The sequence below is a fragment of the Stenotrophomonas sp. Y6 genome, from assembly GCF_022436665.1.
Lineage (GTDB): Bacteria > Pseudomonadota > Gammaproteobacteria > Xanthomonadales > Xanthomonadaceae > Stenotrophomonas > Stenotrophomonas acidaminiphila_A.
Genome location: NZ_JAKUKB010000012.1, coordinates 48,924 through 70,602, shown reverse-complemented (window position 1 = coordinate 70,602; position 21,679 = coordinate 48,924). Strand labels below are relative to the sequence as shown.

Below are 21,679 nucleotides of genomic sequence, written 5' to 3'. Positions count from 1 at the left end.
TGCGGGCGCTTGAATCGCCAGGCGCCCGCCCCAAGCTACAATAGGTGTTGCCATCGACAGGGCGCATTGCGCCCTGTTTCGTTTGTGCCCGGCTGGTCCCGCTTGGGGTGGGGTCCGCGCACGGCATTCCATTCAAACCGGTTCCTTCAATGATCAACAGCCTGCTTACCCGCGTTTTTGGCAGCCGCAACGAGCGCCAGCTCCGCCAGCTCAACCGTATCGTCGCCAAGATCAATGCCTTGGAGCCGGAAATCCAGAAGCTTTCCGACGACCAGCTGAAGGCCAAGACCCCCGAGTTCCGCGAGCGCATTGCCGCCGGCGAAGCGCTGGACAAGGTGCTGCCGGAAGCCTTCGCGGTCTGCCGTGAGGCCTCGCTGCGGGTGCTGGGCATGCGCCATTACGACGTGCAGCTGATCGGCGGCATGGTGCTTCACCTGGGCAAGATCGCCGAAATGCGCACCGGTGAAGGCAAGACCCTGGTCGCCACCCTGCCGGTCTACCTCAACGCCCTGGAAGGCAAGGGCGTGCACGTGGTCACCGTCAACGACTACCTGGCCCGCCGCGACGCCGCGCAGATGGGCAGGCTGTACAACTGGCTGGGGCTGAGCGTGGGCGTGGTCTACCCGGGCATGCCGCATGGCGACAAGCGCGAGGCCTACGCCGCCGACATCACCTACGGCACCAACAACGAGTTCGGCTTCGACTACCTGCGCGACAACATGGCGCTGACCCGCGCCGACCGCTACCAGCGCGGCCTGCACTACGCGATCGTCGACGAAGTCGACTCGATCCTGATCGACGAAGCCCGCACCCCGCTGATCATCTCCGGCCCGGCCGATGATTCGCCGGAGCTGTACATCCGCGTCAACCGCGTGGTGCCGCAGCTGGTCAAGCAGGAGACCGAAGAGGGCGAGGGCGACTACTGGGTCGACGAGAAGGGCAAGCAGGTGCACCTGTCCGAAGCGGGCATGGAGCATGCCGAGGAACTGCTGCGGCAGGCCGGCATCATCGACGCCGACAACGACGGCGGCCTGTACGCCGCGCAGAACCTGACGGTGGTCCACCACCTCAATGCCGCGCTGCGCGCGCATGCGATCTACCAGCGCGACGTGGACTACATCGTGCGCGACGGCGAAGTGGTGATCGTCGACGAATTCACCGGCCGTACCCTGGCCGGCCGCCGCTGGTCCGACGGCCTGCACCAGGCGGTGGAAGCCAAGGAAGGGGTGCCGGTACAGCGCGAGAACCAGACGCTGGCCAGCATCACCTTCCAGAACCTGTTCCGCATGTACAAGAAGCTGTCCGGCATGACCGGTACGGCCGACACCGAAGCCTACGAATTCCAGAGCATCTACGGCCTGGAAGTGGTGGTGATTCCGACCAACAAGCCGACCATCCGCAAGGACCACCCGGACCAGGTGTTCCTCAACCGCAAGGGCAAGTTCAACGCGGTGCTGGCCGACATCGAGGAATGCGCCAAGCGCGGCCAGCCGGTGCTGGTCGGCACCACCTCGATCGAAACCTCGGAGATGCTGTCCGAGCACCTGCGCAAGGCGGGCGTGAAGCACGAAGTGCTCAACGCCAAGCAGCACGACCGCGAAGCGACCATCGTCGCCAACGCCGGCCGCCCGGGCTCGGTGACCATCGCCACCAACATGGCCGGCCGCGGCACCGACATCGTGCTTGGCGGTTCGCTGGAGACCGAGCTGCAGGAGCTGGGCGAAGACGCCAGCGCCGAGCAGAAGGCCGCGGTCAAGGCCGCTTGGCAGGAACGCCACGACGCGGTCAAGGCCGCCGGCGGCCTGCACATCGTCGGCACCGAGCGGCATGAATCGCGCCGCATCGACAACCAGCTGCGTGGCCGCTCCGGCCGCCAGGGCGACCCGGGTTCCTCGCGCTTCTACCTGTCGCTGGAAGACAACCTGATGCGCATCTTCGCGTCCGACTGGGTGCAGAAGGCCATGCGCCTGATGGGCATGAAGGAAGACGACGTCATCGAGGACCGCCTGGTCAGCCGCCAGATCGAGAAGGCGCAGCGCAAGGTCGAGGCGCACAACTTCGACATCCGCAAGAACCTGCTGGACTTCGACGACGTCAACAACGACCAGCGCAAGGTGATCTACGCCCAGCGCGACGAGCTGCTCGACGCCGAGTCGGTCAAGGACAACATCGACGGCATCCGCGGCGACGTGATCTATGACCTGGTGGCCCGCTTCGTGCCGCCGAATTCGGTGGACGAGCAGTGGGACCTGCCGGGCCTGCAGGCCACGCTGGAGTCGGACCTGGGCGTGCAGATGGACCTGGTGGGGCTGTTCAGGCAGCACGAGGAACTGGACGCCGAGGGCATCGCCCAGGCCGTGGCCGCCCACATCGAGCAGCACTTCGAACAGAAGGAAGCGGCGGTCGGCGCCGAAACCATGCGCGCGCTGGAGAAGCACGTGATGCTGACCGTGCTCGACCAGAGCTGGAAGGAGCACCTGGCGCGCATGGACTACCTGCGCCAGGGCATCTACCTGCGCGGTTACGCGCAGAAGCAGCCCAAGCAGGAATACAAGAAGGAAGCCTTCGAGCTGTTCTCCGAGATGCTGGAGAACGTCAAGCGCGAGGTGATCCAGCTGCTCTCGCGCGTGCGCATCCGCAGCGAGGAGGAAGTGGCGGCGATGGAGGCGCTGGAGCGCCAGCAGGCCGAAGCGCGCCTGCAGATGTCGCAGTTCCAGCACCAGGACAACGGCGGCTACAGCGCCGACGAGGAAGCGGCCGACGTGCAGGCCGCGCTCGCCGAGCCCAAGGTCGGGCGCAACGATCCGTGCCCCTGCGGCAGCGGCAAGAAGTACAAGCACTGCCACGGTCAGCTCAACTGAAAGTTGAGTTGACCGTGGTGTAGCCCGCGCAGCGGGCTACACACCCATGATCCGTTGCACGGATCATGGGTACACGGTCCTTATCCCCGATCCCCCGCGCCTTCGGCGCGCCCCCCTTACCAAGGGGGGCTCCTCATCGGGTGGATACCCGCAATGCCGGCCATTGGCCGCGACACACCATCGCTGCGCGCGGTTGCTCCATGTTGCGCCGCAAGGCATGGCCCCGTTCTTTTCTTCTTCTCCGGATCAGGGCGGCGCACCAGGCGTCCGGCTGGCCTGCATTGCGGTGCCGAATAGGCAGGCCACGCTCTCCCTCGCACCTTGACCCGTCCCCGCATGCGGCCCGCTTTTCGGGCCGGCGTCGCCGGTCGCGCTTCGCGCGGTAGCGTCGCCGACCCAGGGAGCCGCCTGCAGGCGCGATCCCGATGGGCGCCGGCAGTCAATCGATAGGGGCGTACACCTCTGGAACGCTGGTGCGGGGCTCGCCCCGCACGGGGCCTTCCCGACGGGCGCCCAGGCCGGAACTGCACGCAGGCAGGCGATTGCGCCCGGCTCGGGGTTTTCGGCATGCTCGGCGCATGACTTCCTCCCTGCGCTCGATCCATGTCGTGGCCGCCGTCATCACCGACGCGCGTGGCCGCATCCTGCTCAACCGCCGCAACGGCACCAGCGACATGGCCGGGCTGTGGGAATTCCCGGGCGGCAAGCGCGAGCCGGGCGAGACCTCCGAGCAGGCGTTGGCGCGCGAACTGCACGAGGAGCTGGGCATCGAGGCCGAGGTCGGCGACTGGCTGATGGACGTGCCGCAGCTCTACCCGGACAAGCGCCTGCGCCTGGAAGTGCGGCAGGTGCAGCGCTGGAAGGGCAACGCCCGCGGGCGCGAGGGGCAGGCCATCACCTGGGTGGCGCCCGACCGGCTCGGGCGCTACTCGATGCCGCCGGCGGACCTGCCGGTGGTGGCCGCGCTGCGCCAGGCCGATCGTTACCTGGTCACGCCGGAGCCCTCGGCCGGCGGCGATGCCTGGCTGCAGGGCGTGCAGGCCGCGGTGGACGCCGGCATCCGCCGGCTGCAGCTGCGCACACCGCAGGCCGGCGACCGCGTGGCACTGGCCCGCGACGCGGTGGACCGCGTCGGCCGCCACGCCGAGCTGCTGCTCAACCGCGACATCGCGCTGGCCCGGGAGCTGGGCGTGGGCGTGCACCTGGGCAGCGAACAGCTGCAGCAGCTGCAGCAACGGCCGTTGCCGGAAAGCCTGCTGGTCGGGGCCTCCTGCCACGACCTGGCGCAGCTGCAGGCCGCGCAGCGCCTGGGCTGCGACTTCGCCGTGCTCGGCCCGGTGCAGGCCACCGCCAGCCACCCGGGGGCGGCCCCGTTGGGGTGGGCGGCATTCGAACAGCTGCGCGAGCAGGTGTCGCTGCCGATCTACGCCATCGGCGGCCTGGCCGCCGCGGACATCGGCACCGCGCGCCGGCATGGCGCACAGGGCGTGGCCGCGATCCGCGCGCTGTGGCCGCAGCCGGTTACAGGCTGATCCAGAAGCAGTTGTACTGCCGGCGCAGTTTCAGCAGCGTGCGCGAAGGCGTGGTGCCGCCGGCGAGGGTCTGTTCCAGGCGCAGCGCGACCGGGCGCGGGCGCCGCGCCGGCACCTCGGCGAACATGGGCGGGGCGTCGGCGGCGGCCGCGCCGCCTTCGCCTTCCGGCAGCAGCTCCGGGTCCCGCGGGAACACCGGTGCGATGTCGACCAGCGGACGCTGCACGATGCCGTCCAGGCGGTCCATCACCCGCGTGGCCTCGGCGCTGGACAGCCCGCCCCAGGCATAGATGCCGGACAGGCGGTTCGGGTCGCGCGCGTCCATCGCCGCGCGGATCTGCGCCACCACCTCGCTGAGCCGGCGTGCGCAGCTGTCGCGGTACAGGCCGCTGGCGCCGGCGGGCCGCGCCTCGGGCAGCAGCCGCGCGCGCGCGCCCATCGCCTCGCACGGCCTGTCGCCGTACACCGTGCGCCCCTGCGGGTCGGTGCAGCGGTTGACCTGCTGCGCCTGCGCGGCACCCGCCCACAGGGCGGCAGGGAGCAGCAGGAGTGGCAGCGCGCGCATTGGCCAAGCCTAACCCGGCCACGCGTGACGGGATGTGCAGCCGCTGGCGGGTCAGCCGCGGCCGAGCCGCTGCAGCACCGCGTTGGTCGGCCTGGCCAGGTTGAGCGTGTAGAAGTGCAGCGCCGGCGCGCCGCCGGCGATCAGCCGTTCGCACAGCGCCGCCACCACGTCGGCGCCGAACGCGCGCACCGAATCGACATCGTCGCCGTAGGCCTGCATGCGCTTGGCGATCCAGCGCGGGATCTCCGCACCGCACTGCTCGGAGAAACGCCGCAGCTGGCTGAAGTTGGAGATCGGCATCACCCCGGGAATGATCGGCACGTCCACGCCCAGCCTGCGGGTGGCATCGACGAACTGGAAGTACGCGTCGGCGTTGTAGAAGTACTGGGTGATGGCGGCATCGGCGCCGGCGTCGATCTTGGCCTTGAAATGGCGCAGGTCGGCCAGCGCGTCGCTGGCCTGCGGGTGGGTTTCCGGATAGGCGCCGACCTCGATGCGGAACGCGTCGCCGTGCTCGGCGCGGATGAACGCGATCAGTTCCGAGGCGTAGCGCAGGTCGCCGGGAAAGCCCATGCCCGAGGGCAGGTCGCCGCGCAGGGCGACGATGCGGCGCACGCCGATGGCGCGGTACAGCTTGAGCAGCTCGCGGATCTCCTCGCGGGTGCCGCCCACGCAGGACAGGTGCGGCGCCGCCTGCAGGCCATGGTGCTGGTTGAGGTGGCGCACCGTCTCGGAGGTATAGCTCAGGGTCGAGCCGCCGGCGCCGAAGGTGCAGGACACGTACTCGGGGGCATGCGCCTTGAGCCTGCTCGCGGTGCGGTCCAGCTGCGCGCGCTGGTCATCGGTCTTGGGCGGATAGAACTCGAAGCTGAGCGCGGTCATGGCGGGGCGGTGAGTGGGCTTGGTCGGGATTATATCTCTCTATCAAGATGGATGTGCAATTGTTTCTGTTGTCACCGGGCGCTCGTGCGCGCGGTTCAGTGGGCCCGGCGCGCGGCGCGCTGCGGCAGCAGCGCGATGCAGGCCACGATTGCCGCCAGCAGCACCAGCGAAGCGGCATAGCGGCTCAGCGCGAGCCCGCCGTGATCGAGCGGTTTGTCGAGGAAGTCGCCGACCACCGCGCCCAGTGGCCGGGTGAGGATGAAGGCGGCCCAGAACAGCAGGGTCTTGGGCAGGCGGGTCGCCAGGTGCAGCGCCGCGACCAGCGCCAGCAGGCCACCGAACAGGAGCATGCCGCCGGCATAGCCCAGGCCCTGGGTATCGGCCGCCCAGTCGCCCAGCGCGGTGCCCAGGGTCTGCGAGAAAGTGATGGTCAGCCAGTAGAACAACTCGCTGCGGCGCGAGCCGATGTCGGCCACCGAGACGCTGCCGGTACTGCGCTGCCAGCAGAACAGGGTGCCCAGCAGCAATGCCAGCAGCACGCTGCTGCCGCCGCTGTAACCGATGCCGAGCGAGCGGTCCACATAGTCGGCCAGGGTGGTGCCGACCGTGGTGCTGGCGATGATCGCCGCCCAGTACAGCCAGGGACGGAAGCCGCTGGCGCGGATCTGCACGGCCACGGCGATGGCGAACACCGTGGCGAACAGCACGGTGCCGGCCAGGTAGCCCAGGCCCATCGACATCGTGACCGCGTCGCCGCCCACCTCGCCCAGCGTGGTGGCGAGGATCTTGGTGACCCAGAAGGCGAGGGTGACCTCGGGAACCTTGCTGTCGCCCGGAGCGGCGTGGCTGTGCATGGCGGTGGTCCGGTGTGAAGGCGGCAATGCGACGATGCGCGGGCCGGAGTCGGAGGCCTGTCGGAAGCTCCTTCCTGCCGTGCGGCGACGCGCAGCCGGCTGGATTGCCGCGGTCATCGGCGGCGCGGGCGGCCCCGCCGTCATCGCGGACGGCACCGACGGGGCCGGCGCGCGCGGTGCGCCAATGTGCCGCCTGGCGCGGCCGGCAACCCCAGCCAGGCAAAGAGCGGGCCGTGCCGGGGACCCCGCCCGCACAGCTCGGTCCACGTTGCTGCCTGCCATCGCCCGTGCGGACGGTGGAACGCGGCGTCCTCTGGCTCCCACCGATCGCCGGCATGCCGGGCGCCAGTGCCCACCACGGCGTCCGCCGCCCTCCGTCGCAACCCGGGCGCGCGTGGGCCTGATCGGGATGGCCTCTGCGCTCGCGGGTGCGTGCGCCCTGCGTCGATCAGCCCGCGCATCCCGCACCCGCACCCGCGCCTGCGCCGGCGTGCGCGGCCGTGGCGCGATGGCCGACAATGGCCGGGTTTTCCGAACGTCCCGGCCATGTCGATCTTCCTCACCCCCTTCGCCCGTACCCGCCTGTTCCCGCGCACGCCGCGCCCGAACACGATCCGCGACTGCACCCCCGAGCAGTTCGAGCGCCATCTCAACACGCATCCGCCGCTGCAGGTGCTCGACGGTTACGCGCCGTTCTGCAAGCTGCACGTGCACCGCAACTGGACCTCCACCCGCTGCCTGACGGTGCCGGTCACCGACGCCAACCGCCACCTGCTGCGCTCGGCCTACGAGGCGCGCACGCGCGAGGAACTGCCGGTGCTGGTGCGCTGGTTCGAGGGCGTGGAGCCGCCGGTGGCCGAGTACCTGGTCGTCATCCTCTACAGCCGCGAACAGCTGGCCAAGGAAGGCGCGCCGATCGACGCCGACTGGGGCGTGGTCGGCTGCCTGTACACCGCCGAGCCGGCGGAAATCCCGATGGCGCCGATCACCATGATGCGCAATGCGCTGGGCGTGGAAGAGGGCGGCTCGGGCGTGCCCATCGACCGCGATGCGTACCGGCGTGCGGTCGCGTTCTGGGAGGCGAACGCGAACTGGCGGTAGGGCTCAGCGTTCCTGCCGGTAGTCGAGCGCCAGGCGCAGCATGTCGCGATGCTGGATGCCGTCCTCGACGATCGCTTCGTCGTAGTTGCGCAGGAAGAAGTCGCGGTCCACCTGGAACACGCGGAAGCCTTGCCGCTGGTAGAACGCGAGCGGGTAGCCGAAGGTGCCGGTACCGACTTCAAGCCGCTGCGCACCTTCGCGCCGATACGTGTCGATCACGTGGGCCAGCAGCCGCGCGCCGATGCCGCGCTGCTGGCGTGCCGGATCGACGGCGATGTTCATCAGCTCGTGGCTGCCCTGCGCGAGCGGCACGACCGCGCAGATGCCGGCGATGGCGCCGTCCATGCGGGCGGCGAAGCAGCGTGCGCCCGGCAGGTAGCCGCGTACCTTGCGTTCCGAGGGGTCGGCCAGCAGGAGCAGCGCCAGCGGCGCATCGGCGGACGGTATTTCGTGGATCGCTGGGATTGTTTCGTCCTTCGGGTCGGCGGCATGTCCGGCCTGCGGATTGATGGCCATGCGCCCGCGCAGGGGCGTCGCGATGAATCCCTCGCGAAAGGCGCCATCGAGCAGGAATGGGGCCTCCCCGGCCAGGGCGAAACCCTGCGTGTCGCCCCGAGCCATAGCCAGGCCCGCATAGCCGGCGACCAGCGCCTGCAGTTGGTCGTGGTTCGGCTCGGCTTCCAACCACGTGGGGAAAACGGAGAGAAGGGCATTCCGGCGATCCTGCAGGATCGAGGGAGTCGTTTTCGATTTCGCCGGAAGCGATTGCAGGCCGAGTGAGCGCCAAGCGGCATGGGGAAATGTTTCGATCGCGACGCCGGACGTTCTCCCCGGCTCTCGCAGGCGTGGCCAACCCCGGCGTTCGAGTCCATCGAAGAACGCTACCGAGAACTGTACGAAGGTGCCGTAGGCAGCGGGTTTTACGTTGCCGGGCAGGCCGGTTTTGGCCGGCGTATTCAACCGCCTCTCGCATACCCGCGAATGTGGCAGCTCGTTGCCGGGGCTCTTCCAGCCCTGTGGGCCGTCGATCAGCAGCAACGTCGCGCCAAGCTCGCCTGCTAGGTTGGATATGTACTCGGCAAGGACGTCCGGATCGGGCGTTCCGGGAAGAGCGGCGTCAAGGAAACGGGCCCGTGCGCACTGCGTGTCTCGATCAAGCAAGGCAATGCCGATGTCCCGATGATGGCGGCAGGCGAGATCGATGGACAGGATGGGCATGCCGTGGCTCCGTGCCGATGAAGGATGGGCGGGCCGTCTGCATGCCCCCCGGGGACGCAAGTATCGCCACCTGCTCCGTGTCCGTGAAGTGCAGCGTGCTGCAGGGTGGAACAGCAGACGGGCGCCTCGCGGCGCCCGTCGTGGTGTTCCCCGCAATGACCGGCGCGCCGGTCAGTAGCGGTAGTGCTCCGGCTTGAACGGGCCGTCGACCGGCACGCCCAGGTAGTCGGCCTGTTCCTGGGTCAGGGTGGTCAGCTTGACGCCGATCTTCTCCAGGTGCAGGCGCGCGACCTCCTCGTCCAGCTTCTTCGGCAGGCGGTAGACGTCGGCCTTGTAGCTGTCCCTGTTGGCCCACAGGTCGATCTGCGCCAGGGTCTGGTTGGCGAAGCTGTTGGACATCACGAAGCTCGGGTGGCCGGTGGCGCAGCCCAGGTTCACCAGGCGGCCCTCGGCCAGCAGGAAGATCGCGTTGCCGTTCGGGAACACGTACTTGTCCACCTGCGGCTTGATGTTGATCTTCTTCACCCCGGCGTAGCCGTTCAGCGCGTCGACCTGGATCTCGTTGTCGAAGTGGCCGATGTTGCAGACGATGGCCTGGTCCTTCATCGCGCTCAGGTGTTCGATGCGGATGATGTCCTTGTTGCCGGTGGTGGTCACGTAGATGTCGGCGCGGCCCAGGGTGGACTCCAGGGTGTTGACCTCGAAGCCCTCCATCGCCGCCTGCAGCGCGCAGATCGGATCGATCTCGGTGACGATCACGCGCGCGCCGTAGGCACGCAGCGAGTGCGCCGAGCCCTTGCCGACGTCGCCATAGCCGCAGACCACCGCGACCTTGCCGGCCAGCATCACGTCCATCGCGCGCTTCAGGCCGTCGGCCAGCGACTCGCGGCAGCCGTACAGGTTGTCGAACTTGCTCTTGGTGACCGAGTCGTTGACGTTGATCGCCGGGACGAGCAGGGTGCCGGCTTCGGCCAGCTGGTACAGGCGGTGCACGCCGGTGGTGGTCTCCTCGGAGACGCCCTTCCAGTCCTTGACCACGCGGGTCCAGTAGCCCGGGCGCTCGGCGTGCACGCGCTTGAGCAGGTTCTTGATGACCTGTTCCTCGTGCGAGCCGGACGGGGTGTTCACCCAGTCGCTGCCGTTCTCCAGCTCGTAGCCCTTGTGGATCAGCAGGGTGACGTCGCCGCCATCGTCGACCACCAGCTCCGGCCCCAGCAGGGTGCCGTCGGCTGCCTTGAAGGTCAGCGCTTCCAGGGTGCAGTCCCAGTATTCCTCCAGGGTCTCGCCCTTCCACGCGAACACCGGGGTGCCGGTGGCGGCGATGGCCGCGGCGGCCTGGTCCTGGGTGGAGAAGATGTTGCACGAGGCCCAGCGCACGTCGCCGCCGATGTCCTTCAGCGTTTCGATCAGCACCGCGGTCTGGATGGTCATGTGCAGCGAGCCGGTCACGCGCACGCCCTTGAGCGGCTGCGCGGCGGCATGCTTGCGGCGGATCGCCATCAGCCCGGGCATCTCGTGCTCGGCGATGTCGATTTCCTTGCGGCCCCAGTCGGCCAGCGAGATGTCGGCGACCTTGTAGTCGCCTTCCTGGGAGAAGGTCTTTGCAACAGCGTTCATGTAAGGCTCCGGTGTGGTGCGAGCAGGCTCGCGTTCGCCGGGCGCCGTTGTTGCATGCCATGCCGTCCGAGCCTGGCCGCCGTGCCGGTCCGGCCCTTGCGGGGGACTCCACACGGCGGTCGCAGCGCCCCTCGGACGGGGGCGCCGATTATATCGCGCGGGGGCCCTGACCAACCAAAGGCAGGGGAGCCGGCGGCCGGGGATTGTTAACGTGTGCGGTTGAAACCGCCCAGAGAGGATTGCCATGACGATGTTCGCTTCCCGCCGCACCCGCCGCGCGTCCGCGGCGCTGGTGCTGTGCGCCGGCCTGCTGCTGGCCGTGCCGCCGCTGCTGGCGGCCGCCCCGGCCGCCAGCACCGCCGCCAGTGACGCCACCGGCTACCGCCTGCCGTCGGCGGCGCTGCAGGCGGTGGTGGACGCCCCGCGTGCGCCGAGCCTGCGGCTGTCGCCGCGCCGCGACCTGGCGGCCATGCTGCAGACCCCGCCGCTGCCGTCCATCGCCCAGGTGGCGCAGCCGGAGCTGAAGCTGGCCGGCCTGCGGATCAACCCGAAGACCTTTTCCGACAGCCGCTTCTCGTTCGGCAGCCGGCTGTGGCTGATTTCCACCGTGGATGGCAAGGAGCGCCAGATCAGCGGCCTGCCGCAGCCGCTGTCGGTGGCCTCGCTGGCCTGGTCGCCGGACCAGAAGTACCTGGCCTTCAACCAGGTGGACCCGGCCAGCGGCAGCAACGAGCTGTGGCTGGTGGACGTGGCCGCGGGCAGCGCGCGGCGCGTGGCCGAGCGGCTGAACTCGGTGGTTGGCAACGGCTATGCGTGGCTGCCGGGCGGTGACGCGCTGCTGGTGATGCAGCGCCCGGCCGGGCAGGGCGCCGCGCCGGTGGGCGACGGCATCCCGAGCGGACCGGCGGTGCAACAGACCGAGGCGGGCCGGGGCGTGCGCTCGGTGCGCACCTACCAGGACCTGTTGAAGAACGAACACGACGCGCGCCTGTTCGAGTACTACCTGCAGGCGCAGCCGGTGCGGGTGGCGATCAATGGCGAAAGCCGCCCGCTGGGCATGCCGGGGCTGTACCTGGGGCTGTCGTCGTCGCCCGACGGCAACTACCTGCTCAGCCAGCGGGTGGAGCGGCCGTTCTCCTATGCGGTGCCGGTCGGCAGTTTCCCGCGGCGCATCGAGGTGCTGGACGCGCAGGGCCGGGTCGCGCACACGGTGGCGAAGCTGCCGCTGGTCGAAGGCCTGCCGACCGGCAACGACGCGGTGCCGACCGGGGTGCGCTCGATCGCCTGGCGCGCCGACGCACCGGCCACCCTGGTCTGGGCCGAGGCGCAGGACGGCGGCGACCCGGCGCGCGACGCGGCGATCCGCGACGCGGTGCTGGTGCAGGCCGCGCCGTTCGACCGGCCGCCGGTGACGCTGGCGCGGCTGGCCGCGCGCTATGCCGGCATCACCTGGGGGCGTGGCGACGTCGCCCTGCTCAGCGAGTACTGGTGGAAGACGCGCCAGGTCCGCGAGTGGAAGATCGCCCCGGACCAGCCGCAACAGGCGCCGCAGCTGCTGTCCGAACGCTCCGGCGACGACCGCTATGCCGACCCGGGCGAGCCGCTGCTGCAGCCCGACGACAGCGGCCGCGCGCGCCTGCAGTTCACCGCCGATGGCCGCGGCTACTATCGCGTCGGCGACGGTGCCTCGGCGCAGGGCGACCGCCCGTTCCTGGACCGCATCGACCTGGACAGCGGCAAGGCCGAACGCCTGTTCCATTCGCAGGCGCCGTACTACGAGGCGCCGGTGGCGGTGATAGACGGCGATGCGCCGCGGGTGCTGTTCAGCCGCGAGTCCAACGACGAACCGTCCAACCTGTACAGCCGCGCCCTCGGCAGCGATGCCGCGCCGGTCGCGCTGACCCGCAACGCGCACCCGCTGCCGCAGCTGCGCGGGGTGAAGAAGGAGCAGATCCGCTACACCCGCAACGACGGCGTCGCGCTCACCGCCGACCTGCTGCTGCCGCCCGGCTACGACCCGAAGAAGGACGGCCCGCGCCCGCTGCTGATGTGGGCCTACCCGGCCGAGTTCAAATCCGCTGGCGACGCCAGCCAGGTCACCGGTTCCCCGCACCGGTTCAACGCGATCAGCTACTGGGGCCCGCAGGCGTTCCTGGCCAAGGGCTACGTGGTGCTCAACAACCCGACCATGCCGATCGTCGGCGAGGGCGATGCCGAGCCCAACGACACCTACGTGCAGCAGCTGGTGGCCAGCGCGCAGGCGGCGGTGGACGAGGTGGTGCGCCGCGGCGTGGCCGACCGCGACCGGATCGCCGTCGGCGGCCACTCCTATGGCGCGTTCATGACCGCCAACCTGCTGGCGCACACGCGCCTGTTCAAGGCCGGCATCGCCCGCTCGGGCGCCTACAACCGCACGCTGACCCCGTTCGGTTTCCAGGCCGAGGAGCGCAACTACTGGCAGGCGCAGGACACCTACCTGAAGATGTCGCCGTTCAATTACGCCGGCGACATCAAGGACGCGATCCTGTTCATCCATGGCGTGGACGACAACAACTCCGGCACCTTCCCGATGCAGAGCGAACGCATGTTCGCCGCGGTCAAGGGCCTGGGCGGCAACGCGCGGCTGGTGATGCTGCCCAACGAATCGCATGCCTACCGTGCGCGTGAGTCGATCATGACCATGCTGGCCGAGAGCGAGGACTGGCTGGACCGCTGGCTGGCGGCCCCGGCCAAGGGCGGCAAGCGCTAAGCGCGGGCGCAGGCCGGCACGCGCCAGCGCCTGGCGCACATGCCCCACGGCCGCGGTCCGGGCCGTGGGGCATGTGCGCCCCGCCGTATCCCGTGCCTTCGCGCACCCCTTGCCCGGGTGCGGTTTCCGCGGTCCCCCCGCGGCGTGCCGGCGGCTGGCCGGTACCCGCCCGCGATGCGCGGGGTCGCCGCATGTCCCGCAACGTGCTGCATGGGCCTGCTTCCGGCTTGCCCTGCGCCGCGCCCGCGCCGCTGGCGCGCGGCACTCTTCCGCCGACGGTGGCGCCTGCAGCGGCACGCTCCTGCTTGCGGCTGGGTCGTGGCGCACGTCATCGGCTGTCCCTTGCCGGACGCTCGCGGCGCCCGCTGGATGTCCGCAGCGACAGCCGCTGGACAACATGCAGATGCAACCATTTTCGCCATTGATGCACTGCAAAAAGCGTGGGTTTTTTCAGTTAGGCTTGGGACCGTTCCCGCTTCCGAGGTTCCGGTTCCTGGATGAACGAGTACCGCAGCAGCGTCGTCTTCGCCACCCCCGACCTGCCCCTGCGCGACGACGTCCGTCGCCTCGGCGCGATGGTCGGCGACCTCCTTTCCGAACAGGTCTCGCCCGCGTTCCTCGATGAGGTGGAGGACGTGCGCACCGCCGCGATCGCGCGCCGCGAGAGCCAGGCACCGCTGGCCACGCTCAGCGCGCAGCTGGCCGGGCGCACGCCGCGCCAGGCCGAGGCACTGGTACGCGCCTTCAGCACCTATTTCCAGGTGGTGAACATCGCCGAGCGCGTGCACCGCATCCGCCGCCGCCGCGATTACCAGCGCGCCGGCACCAAGCGTCCGCAGCCCGAAGGCCTGCAGGACGCCCTGCAGCAGCTCAAGGCGCAGGGCGTGACCCTGGAAGAGCTGGCGCAGTGGTTGCCGCGCATCGACATCGAACCGGTGTTCACCGCCCACCCCACCGAAGCGGTGCGCCGCGCGCTGCTGGAAAAAGAGCAGCTGATGGTGGCCAGCCTGGTGGACAACCTCGACGGCCAGCGCACCCCGGGCGAACAGGCCGCCGACACCGCGCGCCTGCGCATGGCGCTGACCGCCTCGTGGCAGACCGCCGATTCCTCGCCGGTGCGGCCCAGCGTGGAGGACGAACGCGAGCACGTCGGCTTCTACCTCACCCGGGTGCTGTACCGGGTGATGCCGGTGTTCTACGAATCGCTGGAACAGGCGCTGCTCGCCACCTGGGGCCGCACCCTGCCACTGCCGCGGCTGGTGCGCTTCGGTACCTGGGTAGGCGGCGACATGGACGGCAATCCCAACGTCGACGCGACCACCATCGCCGCCACCCTGGATGCGCAGCGCGCCGCGGTCCTGGAGCTCTACCAGAAGGATCTGCTCAAGCTCGCCAGCCTGCTCAGCCAGTCCACCGAGCTGGTCGGGGTGAGCGAGGCGGTGCGTGCGCGGGTGGACGCGTACCGCGCGCTGCTGCCGCAGGTGCAGTCGCGCCCGCGCCACGCCGACATGCCCTACCGCCTGCTCAACGACCGCATGCGCGCCCGCCTGCAGGCCACGCTCGACGATGCCGAGGGCGCGTACCGCTCCCCGGATGAGCTGGTGGACGACATCCAGTTGATCCTCGACAGCCTGGACGCGAACAAGGGCCGCCACGCCGGCTGGTTCTCGGTGCGGCGCCTGCTGTGGCGGGTGCGCACCTTCGGCTTCCACCTGGCGCGGCTGGACGTGCGCCAGGAATCGAGCGTGCACGCGCGCGCGCTGGCCGAGGTGCTGGGCGGGCAGGCGGCATTCGAGGCACTGGACGCCGCGGCGCGGGCGCGGCTGCTGTCGCCCTATGCCGCCGGCGAGGCGGTGTTGCCGCGCGGCGACGACGAGGCCGGGCAGCGGCTGGACAAGGTGTTCGCGGCGCTGGCCGACGCGCGCGCCCGGCACGGCGCCGACGCGCTGGGCAGCTACATCATCTCCATGGCCCACGACCGCGGCGACGTGCTCGCGGTGCTGGCGCTGGCGCGCCGCGGCGGCCTGGTCGACGAACGCGGCGCGGTGCCGCTGGACATCGCGCCGCTGTTCGAGACGGTCGACGATCTGCGCCATGGCACCGCGACCCTGGGCGACCTGCTGGGCGACCCGGTGTACCGCGCGCACCTGGCCGCGCGCGGCGACGTGCAGATGGTGATGCTCGGCTACTCGGACAGCGGCAAGGACGGTGGCATCGCCGCCTCGCGCTGGGGCCTGCAGCAGGCGCAGGTGGAGCTGTTGGCGGTGGCGGCCGCGCATGGCGTGCGCCTGACCTTCTTCCACGGCCGCGGCGGTTCGATCAGCCGCGGCGGCACCAAGACCACGCACGCGGTCGACGCCTCGCCGCCGGGCAGCATCGACGGCCGCCTGCGGGTGACCGAGCAGGGCGAGGTGATCCACCGCAAGTACGGTATCCGTGCGCTGGCGCTGCGCTCGCTGGAGCAGGCGGCCGGCGCGGTGCTGCGCGCCAGCCTGCGGCCACGCCCGGCCGAACCGCGCGAGGCGCAGTGGACGCCGGTGATGGACACCGTCGCGGCCGCGAGTGCGCGCCGCTACCGCGACCTGGTCGGCGATGCGCAGTTCATGGCGTACTTCCGCACCGCCACCCCGATCGACGTGATCGAGCGCATGACCCTGGGTTCGCGGCCGTCGCGCCGGCTCGGCCAGGACGCGGCGCTGTCCAACCTGCGCGCGATCCCGTGGGTGTTCGCCTGGAGCCAGGCGCGGGCGGTGATTCCCGGCTGGTTCGGCGTCGGCAGCGGCCTGCAGGCGGCCGCCGACGCCGGGCACGAGGAGCGGCTGCGCGAGATGGCGCACGACTGGCCGTTCTTCGCCACCTTCCTCGACGACATGGCGATGGTGCTGAGCAAGGGCGACATCCACATCGCCGAGCAGTTCTCGCGCCTGGCCGGGCCGCTGCATGACCGCTTCTTCCCGGTGATCCGCGAAGAACTGGCGCTGACCGCGCATTGGGTCAAGCGCCTGGGCGGGCAGCAGGAACTGCTGGCGCACGATCCGCGGCTGGCGTTGTCCATCCGCCTGCGCAACCCCTACATCGACCCGATCAGCACCCTGCAGGTGGACCTGCTGCAGCGTTGGCGTCACAGTGGCCGCGAGGACGACGCGCTGCTGCGCGCGCTGGTGGCCTGCGTGAACGGGGTATCGCAGGGGGTGCAGAATACCGGCTGAGGGGATCCGCCGCACGGGGAGGTGAACGGGGAATGGGGACGATGCGCGAAGGCGAGGGGAGCAGTGGCGACGCGACGCGTTACCACCGGGTCAAGCAGATCGTGCTGCAGGCGCTGGACCTGCAGGGCAGCGCCCGCGAGGCGCTGATCGAACGCGAGGCGGCCGGCGATGCAGCGCTGGCCGAGGAGGCGCGGGCGCTGCTCGCCGGCATGGAGGCCGACCAGACGCTGGTGGTGTCGTGCCGTTCGCCGGGGCTGCCGCCGCCCGACCCGGGGCAGGACCTCAGCGGCCAGGAGGCATCGGCCGACGCCAGCCGCGAATACCGCCTGCTGCAGCGCCTGGGCGCCGGCGGCATGGGCGTGGTGTACCTGGCCGAACGCAGCCACGGCGGCTTCGTGCAGAAGGTCGCGCTGAAGCTGCTCAACCCGGTGGCCGAGGCGTCGCAGGAACTGCGCGCGCGCTTCGCCCGCGAGCGTGAACTGCTGGCGCGGCTGGACCACCCGGGCATCGCGCGCCTGCTCGACGGCGGCATTCTCGCCGATGGCCGCCCGTTCCTGGCCATGGAATACGTCGAGGGCGAGCGCGTGGACGTCCACGCCGCGCGGCTGCCGCTGGACGAGCGCATCGCGCTGTTCGTCAGGATCTGCGAAGCGGTGGCCGAGGCGCACCGCTGCCTGGTCATCCACCGTGATCTCAAGCCGGCCAACATCCTGGTCGACGCGCGCGGCCAGCCGCGGTTGCTGGACTTCGGCATCGCCCGCCTGATCGACGAGGACAGCGCGGCGGCCGGCGATACGCGTACCGGCCAGCATGCCCTCACCCTGGCCTACGCCAGCCCCGAGCAGCTCGCCTGCCAGCCGCTGACCACCGCCACCGACGTCTACTCGCTGGGCGCGGTGCTGTACCAGCTGGTCTGCGGCCAGCTGCCGTTCTCCGACATCGACAATCCGGCCGGCCTGTACAACGCCATCGCCAATACCGACGTGCCGCCGCCAAGCCGGCGGCTGCGCGCCGACGGTGCGCCACGGCGGCGCGGGCGCGCGGTGCCGGCCGACATCGACGCCATCGTGCTCAAGGCGCTGCGCAAGGAGCCTGACCGCCGTTACCCCTCGGTCGCGGCGCTGGCCGAGGACCTACGCCGGTACCTGGAGCACCGCCCGGTCAGCGCCCGCGCCGGCGAACGCGGGTATCGCATGCGGCGCCTGCTGCGGCGCAATGCCTGGCCGCTGGCCGCCGCGGCGCTGGTGCTGTTGTCGGTGCTGGGCGGGCTGCTGGCCTCGGTGCTGGCCCTGCGCGAGGCCAAAGCGCAGCAGGCGCTGGCCGAACGCCGCGGGCGGGAGCTGCAGCGGATCGTCGATTTCCAGCGCAGCAGCCTGGAAAGCGTCGACATCCAGGCAATGGGGCGCTCGCTGGCCGCCGCGCAGAAGGACATGCTGCTCAAGGCCGACGCCGCCGCCGGTGGGCAACTGGCCTCGCCGCAGGTGCTGCAGCTGGTGGATGCCGCGGCCGCGCGTGGCGCCACCGATCTGGCCCGCGATGCGCTGGAGACCTACGTGGTGGCGCACGCGCTGGACCGGATCGGCAACGAGGTGAGTGACGACGCCGCGCTGGCGGCGGAGTTGCGGCAATCGCTGGCCGGCGTGCTGCACGCCATCGGCAGCAACGTCAGCGCCGAGGCACAGTTGCGGCAGGTGCTGGAGCAGCGGCAGGCGCTGGCAGCGGACAGCCCGGAGCGGCTGTCAACGGAACTGGCGCTGGCGGGGGTGCTGGTCACCCTTGGGCGCGCGGACGAGGCGCAGCGCCTGTATACGCAGGTGCACGCCGCCACCGCGGCACGGCCGATGAGCGATCCGCAGCGGCTGGAGGCCGAACTGGGGCGCGCCATCCTGATGATCATCCAGGGCCGCTTCGACGATGCCATCGCCGCCTACGACGCGATCCGCGCGGGTGTCGGCAGCGCCCTGCCGGAAAGCGACGAGCGCCTGCTGCGCCTGCGTCGTTACCGCATCGATGCGTTGATCCAGGCCGGCCGGCGCGCCGAGGCCGGGCCGGAGGCCGAAGCGCTGTTGCCGCTGTACCAGCGTGCGCTCGGGGCGACGCATCGCGATACCTTGTACGTGGCATTGGTGCAGGCCAAGCTGCTGCGCGAGCAGAAGCAGTTCGAACAGTCGCAGGCCCTGGCTCGCAACGCCGCCGACGTGCTGGCGCAGCGTTACGGCGAAGACCATCCGGACACGGTGTCGGCGCGCTACCTGGTGGCGATCAATGGCTTCGCGCTGGCCGGCGACGACGCGGCGCTGGCCCGGGTCCAGGCCGAGATCGAACGGGTCATCGACTACCGGCGCCAGCAACAGGGCGAAGACAGCGCCCAGGCCGTCTCGCCGATGACCGGCCTGGTCGGCGTGCTGAACAAGCGTGCCATGCTGGCCGACGACCCGGCCGCGCGCGCCGAATTCATGGCGCAGGCGCTGCGGGTGCAGCAGGCGGTGCTGGATTCGCACCTGCGCCACCGCGGTCCGGACCATCCCAATACCCTGCTGGCGCAGGGCAGCCTGGCGAGCCTGCTGCACCGGCAGGGGCGCCATGCGCAGGCGCTGCCGCATGCGCAGCGCTGCCTCGAGGGCCAGCGCCGCACGCTCGCGCCGGACCACCCGATCATCGCCGGCACCTGGAGCCTGAATGCCGACATCCTGTTGGCCCTGGGCCGGCTGGAGCCGGCGCGCGCGGCCTACGCGACGGCCTTGGAGCTGCGCGCGCGCAAACTCGGCGCCGAGGCGTCGCCCACGATCGAAACCGCCGCGCGCCTGTGTCGGCTGCTGCAGCGCATGCAACGCGTGGACGATGCGACCGCGCTGCGCACCCGCTACCTGGACCCGTTGCTGAAGCGTGACCCCGCGCAGCTGGATGCCGGGATGCGTTCGGTCCGCGAGCAGGCACGCGAGGTGATCGCCGCGGCCGGCGGCCGCTGACGCGAAGCGGCAGGCGCGAGACGCCACGCCGCGCTCCGGTTGGTGGGGCACGCCCGCGGGCGCGGGCGCCGCGGTGCTAGGGCGCCGTGGCCGTGGCGCTGCTGCCGAGCAGCTCGCGGTGGCGCTGCTCCATGTCCTGGCGCAGCTGGCGGCGGATCTGCGCGGCGGCATGGCGGCGCTTCTCGTCGCCGGTCGCCGGCTGCAGCGGCGGCACCGGCGTGGGCCTGCCGTCGTCGTCCACCGCGACCATGGTGAAAAAGCAGCTGTTGGCGTGGCGCACGCTGCCCTGGCGGATGTCCTCGGCCACCACCTTGATGCCCACTTCCATCGACGAGGTGCCGGTGTAGTTCACCGACGCGAGGAAGGTGACCAGCTCGCCCACCGCGATCGGCTGGCGGAACATCACCTGGTCCACCGACAGGGTGACCACGTAATTGCCGGCGTAGCGGCTGGCGCAGGCATAGGCCACCTGGTCGAGCAGGCGCAGTACCGCGCCGCCATGCACCTTGCCGGAGAAATTGGCCATGTCCGGGGTCATCAGCACGGTCATCGACAACTGGTGGGACGTGGGCTCGGACATGGGCATTGGCGCGAAGGGGGGAACCGCAGGCTAACCCGGCGCGGTGGCCGGATGCACCCCCGGCCGCTGCCCGCAAACAGAAAGGCCGCCCGTGCGGGCGGCCTTTCCGGTCAACGCCTGCCGGGCCGGGCTTACTTGAGCTTGGCGGCCTTGCGCAGCGCTTCGGCGCGGTCGGTCTTCTCCCAGGAGAACGCGGTGGCGTTCTGGGTCTTGCCGTCGCCGTCGACGTACGAGAATTCCTTCGGCTTGCGGCCGAAGTGGCCGTAGGCGGCGGTCTGCTGGTACATCGGGTGGATCAGGTCGAGCATCTTGATGATGCCGTACGGGCGCAGGTCGAAGTGCGCGCGGATCAGCTTCTCGATCTGCGCGTCGGCGATCTTGCCGGTGCCGAAGGTGGTGACCGAGATCGAGGTCGGCTCGGCCACGCCGATGGCGTAGGAAACCTGCACTTCGCACTTGTCGGCCAGGCCGGCGGCGACCACGTTCTTGGCCACGTAGCGGGCGGCGTAGGCGGCCGAGCGGTCGACCTTGGACGGATCCTTGCCGGAGAACGCGCCGCCACCGTGGCGGGCCATGCCGCCGTAGGTGTCGACGATGATCTTGCGGCCGGTCAGGCCGCAGTCGCCCACCGGGCCGCCGATCACGAAGATGCCGGTCGGGTTGATGTGCACCTTGTTCTTCGGCAGCGCGTCCAGCCACGCCTTCGGCAGGACCGGCTTGAGGATGTGCTCGCGCACGGCCTCGATCAGGTCCTTCTGCTTCACGCCCGGGTCATGCTGGGTCGACAGCACCACCGCGTCCAGGCCCTCGATCCTGCCATCCTGGCCGTAGCGCAGGGTGACCTGGCTCTTGGCGTCCGGGCGCAGCCACGGCAGCGGCGAGTTCTTCTTCTTGCGGACCTTGGCCTGCTGCTCGACCAGGCGGTGCGAGTAGTAGATCGGCGCCGGCATGAATTCCGGGGCTTCGTTGCAGGCATAGCCGAACATCAGGCCCTGGTCGCCCGCGCCCTGTTCTTCCGGCTTCTTGGCCTTCTTGTCGGTGCCGTCGACGCCGGCGGCGATGTCCGGCGACTGCTTGCCCAGCATGTTGATGATGGCGCAGGTGTGGCCGTCGAAGCCGACGTTGGAGTTGTCGTAGCCGATCGCGTTGATGACGTTGCGGGTCAGCTCTTCGATGTCGACCCAGGCCGAGGTGGTGACCTCGCCGGCGACGATCGCCGCACCGGTCTTGACCAGGGTTTCGCAGGCGACGCGGGCGCGCTTGTCTTGGGTGAGGATCGCGTCCAGCACCGCATCGGAAATCTGGTCGGCGATCTTGTCCGGATGGCCTTCGGAGACCGACTCGGAAGTGAAGAGATAGCTGGACATGAGCTTGTATCCCTGTATGCGGATGAAAAGATAGCCGCGCATGATACACGGCCGGGGCACCCCGGGAATAGTGCAGGGCCGGTTGTTGCCATCCGGTTAATAAACCGGTTCACCCAGCCCGCCGCCCGCGGCCGGGCGTCACCGAACTGCCGCAAAACCGCAACCGCGCTGCCGC

At 70.3% G+C, this 21,679-nt stretch carries 13 protein-coding genes and 1 riboswitch; of the genes, 6 read left to right on the top strand and 7 right to left on the bottom strand.

What is annotated here, in order from left to right:
* Positions 1-149 precede the first annotated feature (149 nt).
* Both secA and MKP15_RS14905 read left to right on the top strand, forming a co-directional pair.
* Positions 150-2,861 (top strand): preprotein translocase subunit SecA, encoded by a 2,712-nt coding sequence (gene secA, locus MKP15_RS14910; RefSeq protein WP_240213250.1) that lies wholly within the window; start codon positions 150-152, stop codon positions 2,859-2,861.
* 578 nt (positions 2,862-3,439) lie between these two features.
* Complete coding sequence (locus MKP15_RS14905) at positions 3,440-4,393, top strand: Nudix family hydrolase (protein ID WP_240213249.1); 954 nt, start codon at positions 3,440-3,442, stop codon at positions 4,391-4,393.
* Here MKP15_RS14905 and MKP15_RS14900 read toward each other — a convergent pair.
* From MKP15_RS14900 to MKP15_RS14890, 3 genes are all read right to left on the bottom strand, one after another.
* A complete protein-coding gene (locus tag MKP15_RS14900; protein WP_240213248.1) occupies positions 4,383-4,958 on the bottom strand; it encodes a DUF4124 domain-containing protein in 576 nt (191 codons plus the stop codon). The genes MKP15_RS14905 and MKP15_RS14900 overlap by 11 nt on opposite strands.
* Positions 4,959-5,009: 51 nt before the next feature.
* Positions 5,010-5,840: a methylenetetrahydrofolate reductase [NAD(P)H] gene (metF, locus tag MKP15_RS14895; RefSeq protein ID WP_161613806.1), complete on the bottom strand. Its 831-nt coding sequence runs from the start codon at positions 5,838-5,840 to the stop codon at positions 5,010-5,012.
* A 95-nt stretch (positions 5,841-5,935) separates the two neighbouring features.
* On the bottom strand, positions 5,936-6,694 hold the full coding sequence (locus MKP15_RS14890) for a hypothetical protein (RefSeq protein ID WP_240213247.1): 759 nt from the start codon (positions 6,692-6,694) through the stop codon (positions 5,936-5,938).
* 546 nt (positions 6,695-7,240) lie between these two features.
* Between MKP15_RS14890 and MKP15_RS14885 the strand changes: the two genes are divergently transcribed.
* Complete coding sequence (locus MKP15_RS14885) at positions 7,241-7,795, top strand: DUF3228 family protein (protein ID WP_240213246.1); 555 nt, start codon at positions 7,241-7,243, stop codon at positions 7,793-7,795.
* A 3-nt stretch (positions 7,796-7,798) separates the two neighbouring features.
* On the opposite strand, the gene MKP15_RS14880 is transcribed toward MKP15_RS14885, so the two are convergent.
* Both MKP15_RS14880 and ahcY read right to left on the bottom strand, forming a co-directional pair.
* Entirely contained in the window at positions 7,799-9,013 is a 1,215-nt protein-coding gene (locus MKP15_RS14880; protein WP_240213245.1) for a GNAT family N-acetyltransferase, read from the bottom strand.
* 171 nt (positions 9,014-9,184) lie between these two features.
* The gene (gene ahcY, locus MKP15_RS14875) at positions 9,185-10,630 is read right to left on the bottom strand and encodes an adenosylhomocysteinase (RefSeq protein ID WP_104939586.1); all 1,446 of its coding nucleotides are present in this window, start codon (positions 10,628-10,630) and stop codon (positions 9,185-9,187) included.
* Positions 10,631-10,662: 32 nt separating this feature from the next.
* Positions 10,663-10,769: riboswitch (S-adenosyl-L-homocysteine riboswitch) on the bottom strand.
* 105 nt (positions 10,770-10,874) lie between these two features.
* Here ahcY and MKP15_RS14870 point away from each other — a divergent pair.
* The 3 genes from MKP15_RS14870 (at position 10,875) to MKP15_RS14860 (ending at position 19,557) form a co-directional block, all read left to right on the top strand.
* Positions 10,875-13,379, top strand: coding sequence for a prolyl oligopeptidase family serine peptidase (locus tag MKP15_RS14870; protein WP_240213244.1), 2,505 nt, complete (start codon positions 10,875-10,877; stop codon positions 13,377-13,379).
* Between the two features lie 497 nt (positions 13,380-13,876).
* Complete coding sequence (gene ppc, locus MKP15_RS14865; RefSeq protein WP_161613811.1) at positions 13,877-16,588, top strand: phosphoenolpyruvate carboxylase; 2,712 nt, start codon at positions 13,877-13,879, stop codon at positions 16,586-16,588.
* A gap of 41 nt (positions 16,589-16,629) precedes the next feature.
* Positions 16,630-19,557, top strand: a complete 2,928-nt coding sequence (locus MKP15_RS14860) for a serine/threonine-protein kinase (RefSeq protein WP_240213243.1) — start codon at positions 16,630-16,632, stop codon at positions 19,555-19,557.
* 76 nt (positions 19,558-19,633) lie between these two features.
* Here the strand turns inward: MKP15_RS14860 and MKP15_RS14855 are convergent, their stop codons facing one another.
* Complete coding sequence (locus MKP15_RS14855; protein WP_240213242.1) at positions 19,634-20,137, bottom strand: acyl-CoA thioesterase; 504 nt, start codon at positions 20,135-20,137, stop codon at positions 19,634-19,636.
* Positions 20,138-20,268: 131 nt separating this feature from the next.
* Positions 20,269-21,504 carry a methionine adenosyltransferase gene (gene metK, locus MKP15_RS14850; RefSeq protein ID WP_161613813.1) on the bottom strand — a complete coding sequence of 412 codons (1,236 nt, stop codon included), beginning with the start codon at positions 21,502-21,504 and terminating at the stop codon, positions 20,269-20,271.
* Positions 21,505-21,679: the final 175 nt, after the last annotated feature.